Origin of the sequence: Sphaerisporangium sp. NPDC051017, from assembly GCF_040683095.1 — a bacterium.
Classification (GTDB): Bacteria; Actinomycetota; Actinomycetes; order Streptosporangiales; family Streptosporangiaceae; genus Sphaerisporangium.
Window position 1 is genome coordinate 41,272 of record NZ_JBFBCI010000063.1, and the last position, 8,160, is coordinate 49,431.

Below are 8,160 nucleotides of genomic sequence, written 5' to 3' on the forward strand. Positions count from 1 at the left end.
GACCGGCGCTGCACATGACGGGGAGCCGGTAGGCACGATGCCAGGCACGAGCGGGCCGAACGCGAAGACGCCCGGCCGCTCGGCGAGAGTGCCTGAGCGTGCGAGACAGCACGGACGCGGGCGACCGACCCAAGAGGAGGTCCCCCGTGGAGGGTGTCCACAGCACGGAAGCCGTCATAGACAACGGCTCGTTCGGCACGCGTACCGTCCGGTTCGAGACCGGGCGGCTCGCGCGCCAGGCGGCGGGAAGCGCCGTCGTTTACCTTGACGACGACACGATGGTCCTGTCCGCCACCACCGCGTCCAAGCATCCCAAGGAAGGCCTGGACTTCTTTCCGCTCACGGTCGACGTCGAGGAGCGGATGTACGCCGCGGGCCGCATCCCCGGCTCGTTCTTCCGCCGTGAGGGCCGGCCGTCCGAGGACGCCATTCTCACCTGCCGCCTGATCGACCGCCCGCTGCGCCCGTCCTTCGTCAAGGGCCTGCGCAACGAGGTCCAGGTCGTGGCCACGGTGATGGCCCTCAACCCCGACCACCTGTACGACGTGGTCGCGATCAACGCGGCCAGCCTCTCCACTCAGCTCGCCGGGCTGCCCTTCTCGGGCCCGATCGGCGGCGTCCGCGTCGCGCTGATCAACGGCCAGTGGGTGGCATTCCCGACCCACTCCGAGCTGGAGGGCGCGACCTTCGACATGGTCGTCGCCGGCCGGGTCCTGGAGGACGGCGACGTCGCGATCATGATGGTCGAGGCCGAGTCCACCCGCGACACGCTCAGGCTCGTCGCCGAGGGCTCCGTCGCGCCCACCGAGGAGACCGTGGCCGAGGGCCTGGAGGCCGCCAAGCCGTTCATCAAGGTGCTGGTCGAGGCGCAGAACAAGATCGCCCAGGTCGCCGCCAAGGAGACCGCCCAGTACCCGATCTTCCTGGACTACCAGGAGGACGCGTACGAGGCCGTCGCCGGCGCCGTGAAGAGCGAGCTGGCCTCCGCGCTGACCATCGCCGGCAAGAAGGAGCGCGAGACCGAGCTCGACCGGGTCAAGGCTCTGGCGCTGGAGAAGGTCGGGTCCGACTTCGAGGGCCGCGAGAAGGAGATCTCCGCCGCGTTCCGCTCGCTCACCAAGAAGCTCATGCGCGAGCGCGTCATCAACGAGGGCGTGCGCATCGACGGCCGGGGCACCAAGGACATCCGCCAGCTCAGCGCCGAGGTCCACGTGGTCCCGCGGGTCCACGGCTCGGCCCTGTTCGAGCGCGGCGAGACCCAGATCCTGGGCATCACCACGCTGAACATGCTGCGCATGGAGCAGATGATCGACACGCTCAACCCCGAGCGCACCAAGCGCTACATGCACAACTACAACTTCCCGCCCTACTCCACCGGCGAGACCGGCCGGGTGGGCTCGCCCAAGCGCCGCGAGATCGGCCACGGCGCGCTCGCCGAGCGGGCGCTGCTGCCGGTGCTGCCGAGCCGCGAGGAGTTCCCGTACGCCATCCGCCAGGTGTCGGAGGCGCTCGGCTCCAACGGCTCGACCAGCATGGGCTCGGTCTGCGCCTCCACCATGTCGCTCCTGGACGCGGGTGTCCCGCTGAAGGAGATGGTGGCGGGCATCGCGATGGGCCTCATCGGCGAGGGCGACCAGTACGTCACGCTGACGGACATCCTCGGCGCCGAGGACGCCATGGGCGACATGGACTTCAAGGTCGCCGGCACCCGCGAGCTCATCACCGCCCTCCAGCTCGACACCAAGCTGGACGGCATCCCGGCCGAGGTCCTCGCCGCGGCGCTCAAGCAGGCCCGGGCCGCGCGGCTGGCGATCCTTTCGGTCATGCAGGAGGCGATCGACTCCCCGGCCGAGATGAACCCGACCGCGCCGCGCATCATCACCATCAAGGTCCCGGTCGACAAGATCGGCGAGGTCATCGGCCCCAAGGGCAAGATGATCAATCAGATCCAGGACGACACCGGCGCCGAGATCACGATCGAGGACGACGGCACGATCTACATCGGCGCCACCGACGGCCCGTCGGCGGAGGCCGCGCGCAGCACGATCAACTCGATCGCCAACCCGCACATGCCGGAGGTCGGCGAGCGCTACCTGGGCACGGTCGTCAAGATCGCGGCCTTCGGCGCGTTCGTCAGCCTGATGCCCGGCAAGGACGGCCTGCTGCACGTCTCCCAGATCCGCAAGCTGCACGGCGGCAAGCGCATCGAGAACGTCGAGGACGTCATGAACGTCGGCGACAAGATCCAGGTGGAGATCGCCGAGATCGACTCGCGCGGCAAGCTGTCCCTGGTGCCGGTCGAGGTCATCGAGAAGGAGGCCGCGGCCAAGGCCGAGAGCGGCGGCGATGACGTCGACGTCGACGGCGGCTCCCGCCCCGAGCCGGAGTTCCGCGAGCCGCGCGAGGCCCGCGAGCCCCGTGAGGAGCGCGGAGGCGACCGGCCGCGGCGCGCCCGCACCCGCGGCGGACGGGACGACCGCAACTCGTGACGACCACGACTCTGCACCCCGGCAGGGACGGCGCCGGGGTGGTACGCCGCACCGTCCTCCCCGGGGGGCTCCGGGTAGTGACCGAGACCATGCCGACCGTCCGCTCCGTGGCGGTCGGCATGTGGGTCGGCATCGGATCACGTGACGAGGCCCCCGAGCACACGGGGGCCACCCACTTCCTCGAACACCTGCTGTTCAAGGGCACTCCGACCCGCGACGCCCTGGAGATCTCCGCGGCGATCGAGGGCATCGGCGGCGAGATCAACGCCTTCACCGCCAAGGAGTACACCTGCTACTACGCGCGGGTCCTGGACGAGGACCTGCCCTTGGCGATCGACGTCCTCGCCGACGTCGTGACCTCCTCGCTGGTCACCGCCGAGGACGTCGAGTCCGAGCGCGGCGTGATCCTCGAAGAGATCGCCATGCACGACGACGACCCGTCCGACGCCGTGCACGAGGCGTTCTCCGCAGAGTTGTACGGCGACGTCCCGATCGGGCGGCCCATCCTCGGCTCGGTGGAGTCGATCAACGCGCTCTCTCGCGACCGCATCGCCGAGTACTACCAGCGCTACTACCTGCCCCCGCACACCGTGGTCTCGGTGTGCGGCAACGTCTCGCACGAGCGGGTCGTGGAGCTCGTCGCCACGGCGTACGAGCGGGCGGGCGCGCTCGGCGGCACGGCCGAGCCGGTGGCCCCGCGCCTGTCAGGCGAGGGGGCCGTGGCGCGCTCGGGCGCGCGGCTGATCGACCGGCCCACCGAGCAGGCCAACCTGGTCCTCGGCACCACCGCGCTGTCGCGCACCGACGACCGGCGCTTCGCCCTCGGGGTGCTCAACGCGGCCCTGGGCGGGGGCATGTCCTCGCGCCTGTTCCAGGAGATCCGCGAGAAGCGCGCCCTGGCCTACTCGGCGTACAGCTACACCACGCAGTACGCCGACACCGGCCAGTTCGGCGTCTACGTCGGCTGCCTCCCCGGCAAGATCGACGACGTCCTGAAGATCTGCCGCGAGGAGATCTCCCGGGTCGTCGCCGAGAGCATCACCGAGGAGGAGATCGCCCGCGGCAAGGGCCAGATGCGCGGCGGGCTCGTGCTCGGCCTCGAGGACACCGGGTCGCGCATGTCCCGCATCGGCAAGAGCGAGCTCGTGTACGACACGCTCATGTCGGTGGACGAGGTGCTGGCCCGCATCGAGGCCGTCACCCCCGAGGAGGTCGACGCCATCGCGCGCGAGATCCTCTCCCGGCCGATGACGCTCGCCGTCATCGGTCCGTACGGCGACAAGGACTTCAGCTCCTTCATCGCCTGAACCGCCCGAACGATCTCAACGGCCTGAACGGATCGCCTTCCGCCGGCCCCGGGCTCCCGTCCCGGGGCCAGGCGCCGGGCCGTTGAGAAGCCGATCGTGGTCACGTCCGGGCGTGGCCGCACCCGCCCGGGTCTTCTCCGGAGGACCCGGGTTTGGCGCTACGCTTGGGCATCGTGATCAGGGTTGGAGTTCTGGGCGCCCGCGGGCGCGTCGGTGTCGAAGTCTGCAAGGCGGTCCACGCGGCCGAGGACATGGAGCTCGTCGCGGCGGTCGACGCCGGCGACCCCATCGAGTCGCTCACACCGGCCGAGGTCGTCGTCGACTTCACCCACCCCGACGTCGTCATGGACAATCTGCGGTGGTGCATCGAGCACGGCGTCCACCCGGTGGTGGGCACGACCGGCTTCGACGCGGCCCGCCTGGAGGTCGTGCGCGGCTGGCTGGCCGAGAACCCCGGCGTCAACGCCCTGATCGCCCCGAACTTCGGCATCGCCGCGGTGCTGATGATGCACTTCGCCCAGCAGGCCGCGCGCTTCTTCGAGTCGGTCGAGATCATCGAGCTGCACCACCCGAACAAGGCGGACGCCCCCTCGGGCACCGCCCGGCGCACCGCCGAACTGGTCGCCGAGGCGCGGCGCAAGGCGGGCCTCGGCGCGATGCCGGACGCCACCAGCTCCGAGCTGCCCGGCGCGCGAGGCGCCGACGTCGAGGGCGTGCACGTCCACGGCGTGCGCCTGGCTGGGCTGATCGCCCACCAGGAGGTCCTGCTCGGCGGCGACGGCGAGATCCTCACGATCCGGCACGACACGATGAACCGCTCGTCGTTCACCCCGGGCGTGCTCCTCGGCGTCCGCCGCATCCGCGACCTCCCCGGCCTCACCATCGGCTTGGAACACCTCCTCGACCTCTGAGACCCCGTCGAGCGACTCGCACGGACCTCGTCAACGGCGACCTGTACCAGGGCGAAGAAGGCGAACAGGCCGGAGAGCGTGCGCGACGTCACCTGCCGATGGTCGACTGTGCCAGAGCCCCTGCCTAGATCGTTTCTGCCCGCTTGCGCACGTCGTGTTCGGTGTCGGCGGTGCCCAGCACCACGGCCAGCAGGGCCTCCGGCGCGGGGAGCAGGCAACGGACCTGCTTGCCGATGGGGGTGAGTACGACGTCCCAGCCCGGGGCGAGCGCGTCCAGTAGCCATAGGCCGCGCCCAGACTCGGCGTTCGGGTCGTCGGGAGCCGTTCCCGACCGTACGGGCAGGTGAGCCGGGTTCGGGTCATGCACCTTTACCCAGATCCCCTTGGTGTCCTGCTCGACCTCGACAACGACCGGCACCCAGTGCCCGCAGGCCCGCACGGCGTTCCCAATCAGTTCTGACGCGACCAGTCGCGCTGACTCGGCCGTCTCGATGTTGACCCCGGCAGCAGCCAAGACCTCGAGCGTTACCTTCCGCACTGCCCGCAAGTTCTCCTCGCAGACGTTCATGTGCACGATGAACCCACTCGCCGCCCGAGCCAAGTAGAAACCCGGCTCCGCTTCTGTTCGCTCCGCCCGCATGTGACCTCCTGTACGTGTACGAGTCCGAGCACCGCCGGACGTCATCGCTGACTGGAGTGAGGCGATCGCGAAGCGTGACGGCGACTTGCAGTCGATGATGGAGGCTTTCCGATTGTGGGCGCAAGCTTTCTACCTAACTCAGTGTGAGAATTCGGTGACTGACTGGTCGTTGGAGTGCCAGACTGCCCACATGCCAAACGCTCCCCTGATTCCGACCGTCCGCCGTCGACGCCTCGGTTCGACGCTGAGGCGTCTCCGCAACGAGGCCGGCATGACTTTGGAGGACGCGGCAGCGGCCATGGGATGGAAGGCCCCAAAGATGTCGAAGATCGAGAACGCGTCCGCGAGCATCCGCCCTGTGGACGTCGCCGCCCTCCTCGCTGCGTACCGAGTGAGTGATCCAGAAGTTGTGGCTGCGCTGGAGAACTTGGCCAGAGACGCTGGAAAGAAGGGTTGGTGGCAGACGTACAGTGGGGTCGTCGCGCCTGCCTACGCCGACTACATCTCTCTCGAAACCGATGCTGAGCGCGTGTGCGAGTGGTCGCCGCTCCTGATCCCCGGGCTACTACAGACCGCCGCCTACGCGCGTGAGAACATCGCGGGGATCACCCACTTCCGCACCCCGGATGAGATCGCAGCCCTTGCTGAGGTACGCCAAGCCCGTCAGGCTATTCTCAGTCGGCCCGGCAATCCACTGGAGTTCTGGGCGATCATCCACGAAGCTGCACTCCACCAGCGTTTCGCTGTCCGGCCCGCGACGATGCGGGAGCAACTTCGTCGCCTGCTTGATGCTGCTGAGATGCCGAACGTCACCATTCAGATCATGCCGTTGGACTCAACGGCCCATCCGGGCACCATGGGTGGTTTCAGCCTGGTTAGGTTCTCCAGATCTATCCCGGATGTCGTGTTGCTGGAGAACCTGAGCGGGGCCACCTACATTGAGGGGGACGACACGATCCCCTTCGCCAAAGCTGTTGAGCGTATCCAGGCATCTGCGCTATCTGTGGAAGACTCCCACGCCCGCATCAGACAGCTCGAACAAGGAAGCAGAACGTGAACCAATCCAAAGCGGAGCTCTACGCTTACGACCTCTCCGACGCCACCTGGCGCAAGTCCTCCGCAAGTGGCGCGGAGAACAACTGCGTCGAGATTGCGGACCTGCCCGGAGGAGCCAAGGCCGTACGCGACTCCAAGAACCCTGACCGCGATCCTCTCAGATTTACCTCATCGGAGTGGGCCGCCTTCCGAGGGGGAGTATTAACCGGCGAACTTTGAAAAATCCCCTACGAGGGCTTCCTTCTGACGGGAGAGTCACCACGGAGGCGCCGCCGTCGTACCGATGAAGCACGAGCAGGCCGCACTGACGCTCCTGCTCGTGGCCATGCTTTCGTCCTAGGCTCGTTCAGCACTCGGGGCCAGGCAGCGCTGGGCACGGCTTCCTGCGGCTCCAGCCATCCGGGGCGCCCAGATCAACGACTTCGCTTGGGGTGCTCACGACGCGCACGGGGTGCGTTCGTGCCCAGGCCGCCAGAACCAGCGACAGCCTCGGCTCCGCATTTGCCTCGCCGGTGTGCTCGCGGGCGAAGTCGATGAAAGCGGCGTCGACGCGGGCCCTGCCTTCCAGCAGCATCAGCCCGCCCACGCCATACCGGTGCTCCAGCGCGGCCGCCGCGCGCGGGCTGGGCTTTTCCACCAGCTCGATCATGCATCGTCGTGCGTTGTCCGGGCCGACCTCTGTCACGATCACACCCCGTTGCGGGGCGAGTTCCGCCCGGTAGGGGCGAGCGAGGACCGCGACACCGGGCGGGGCCTGCCGCAGCTCGGCGAGCGGACTGGCCTGCGGGTACACGTTGTCGCCGAAGGCCACATAAAGCTCGCCCCCGCCACCGGCCTGGGCGAGGTGGTCGGCGCCGTTGAGCAGCGAGGTCAGGTCTCCGTAGGCGCCGATCTGGGCGACCCACTCGACCGTCATCCCGGCCAGTTCGCCGGTAGCGGCCGGGAGGCGATGACCCGCCGAGCGCAGGTAGCGGTCGTGGCCTTGTGCGGCCAGCGCGTGGCGCGCCCACGCCGTGAAACGCTCGTAGTACGGGTGGTAGACGACCACCACATGGGCGGGGCCGAGTTCGGCGATCTCCTCCAGCAGATGGACGATGCCGGGCCGGCCGCCGACGGGCAGCCACTCCTTGGGCAGGTAGCGGGACCACCCCTGCACCCGGGTGCCCAGCCCCCCGGCGGCGACCACCACCCGCTCCCGCCGGAGTTCCGCGGGGCAAGAACAGCCGATTCGCCGCCAGGCGAACCGGCGTCCACCCCGATCAGACCGATCGTTTCTGCTGCTCGATGTACTGCTCGAGCACGGCCGGCGGGGCCCGCCGGCCGACCCGGCGAAGTAGGAGCCGGACCAGAAATGATCAACCCACAGGTACTCGCGGACGTGGGCGCCGAACTCCTTGCGCAGCTCCCGAGCCGAAACCCCCGTCAACGAGTTGACCAGCCTGGACAAGGCGACCTTGGGCGGATAGCAGACCAGCAGGCGGACGTGGCCGTCCTCGCCGTCGAACTCACGATGTTCGACCTCGAAGACGGCGCAGACCTCCCGCATGATCTGTTCGCATCGGACCGGCATCGGCCTGGTGAAGGCCCCGCGCCGATATTTCGTGACGAACACCAAATCGGCGTGGTCGTGGAGGCTGTGCACGACATGCCGTCCGCTGCGCGCATCAGGGTTCGGTTTCCCTCGCGGTGACGCAACGAAACGATACGATCACGGTGTGGCGAAGGTAAAGCAGACGCGGGCGCATGTGGCCCGCCTG

7 protein-coding genes and 1 pseudogene are annotated in these 8,160 nt (G+C 68.6%); 5 read left to right on the plus strand and 3 right to left on the minus strand.

From position 1 onward, the window contains the following. Nucleotides 1-146: 146 nt before the first annotated feature. From AB0M95_RS33920 to dapB, 3 genes are all read left to right on the plus strand, one after another. The gene (locus AB0M95_RS33920) at nucleotides 147-2,489 is read left to right on the plus strand and encodes a polyribonucleotide nucleotidyltransferase (RefSeq protein ID WP_363773606.1); all 2,343 of its coding nucleotides are present in this window, start codon (nucleotides 147-149) and stop codon (nucleotides 2,487-2,489) included. Further along, on the plus strand, nucleotides 2,486-3,796 hold the full coding sequence (locus AB0M95_RS33925) for a pitrilysin family protein (RefSeq protein WP_363773609.1): 1,311 nt from the start codon (nucleotides 2,486-2,488) through the stop codon (nucleotides 3,794-3,796). Before AB0M95_RS33920 ends, AB0M95_RS33925 begins: the two co-directional genes overlap by 4 nt. Nucleotides 3,797-3,969: 173 nt before the next feature. Continuing rightward, nucleotides 3,970-4,707 (plus strand): 4-hydroxy-tetrahydrodipicolinate reductase, encoded by a 738-nt coding sequence (gene dapB / locus AB0M95_RS33930; protein ID WP_363773612.1) that lies wholly within the window; start codon nucleotides 3,970-3,972, stop codon nucleotides 4,705-4,707. A gap of 124 nt (nucleotides 4,708-4,831) precedes the next feature. Here dapB and AB0M95_RS33935 read toward each other — a convergent pair whose 3' ends face one another. Continuing rightward, nucleotides 4,832-5,392: an ATP-binding protein gene (locus AB0M95_RS33935; protein ID WP_363773614.1), complete on the minus strand. Its 561-nt coding sequence runs from the start codon at nucleotides 5,390-5,392 to the stop codon at nucleotides 4,832-4,834. Nucleotides 5,393-5,537: 145 nt separating this feature from the next. Between AB0M95_RS33935 and AB0M95_RS33940 the strand changes: the two genes are divergently transcribed. Both AB0M95_RS33940 and AB0M95_RS33945 read left to right on the plus strand, forming a co-directional pair. Beyond that, a complete protein-coding gene (locus tag AB0M95_RS33940) occupies nucleotides 5,538-6,404 on the plus strand; it encodes a helix-turn-helix transcriptional regulator (RefSeq protein WP_363773617.1) in 867 nt (288 codons plus the stop codon). Next, nucleotides 6,401-6,622: a DUF397 domain-containing protein gene (locus AB0M95_RS33945; protein ID WP_363773620.1), complete on the plus strand. Its 222-nt coding sequence runs from the start codon at nucleotides 6,401-6,403 to the stop codon at nucleotides 6,620-6,622. Before AB0M95_RS33940 ends, AB0M95_RS33945 begins: the two co-directional genes overlap by 4 nt. A gap of 127 nt (nucleotides 6,623-6,749) precedes the next feature. Here AB0M95_RS33945 and AB0M95_RS33950 read toward each other — a convergent pair whose 3' ends face one another. Together AB0M95_RS33950 and tnpA are read right to left on the minus strand one after the other, a co-directional pair. After that, nucleotides 6,750-7,592: an NTP transferase domain-containing protein gene (locus AB0M95_RS33950; RefSeq protein ID WP_363773623.1), complete on the minus strand. Its 843-nt coding sequence runs from the start codon at nucleotides 7,590-7,592 to the stop codon at nucleotides 6,750-6,752. Between the two features lie 70 nt (nucleotides 7,593-7,662). Beyond that, a pseudogene (gene tnpA, locus AB0M95_RS33955) lies at nucleotides 7,663-8,045 on the minus strand (IS200/IS605 family transposase). Nucleotides 8,046-8,160 lie beyond the last annotated feature (115 nt).

Coding starts and splice junctions, on each gene's coding strand:
- AB0M95_RS33935 (WP_363773614.1), bottom strand. CDS start 5,392: ATGACGTCCGGCGGTGCTCGGACTCGTACACGTACAGGAGGTCACATG.
- AB0M95_RS33940 (WP_363773617.1), top strand. CDS start 5,538: ATGCCAAACGCTCCCCTGATTCCGACCGTCCGCCGTCGACGCCTCGGT.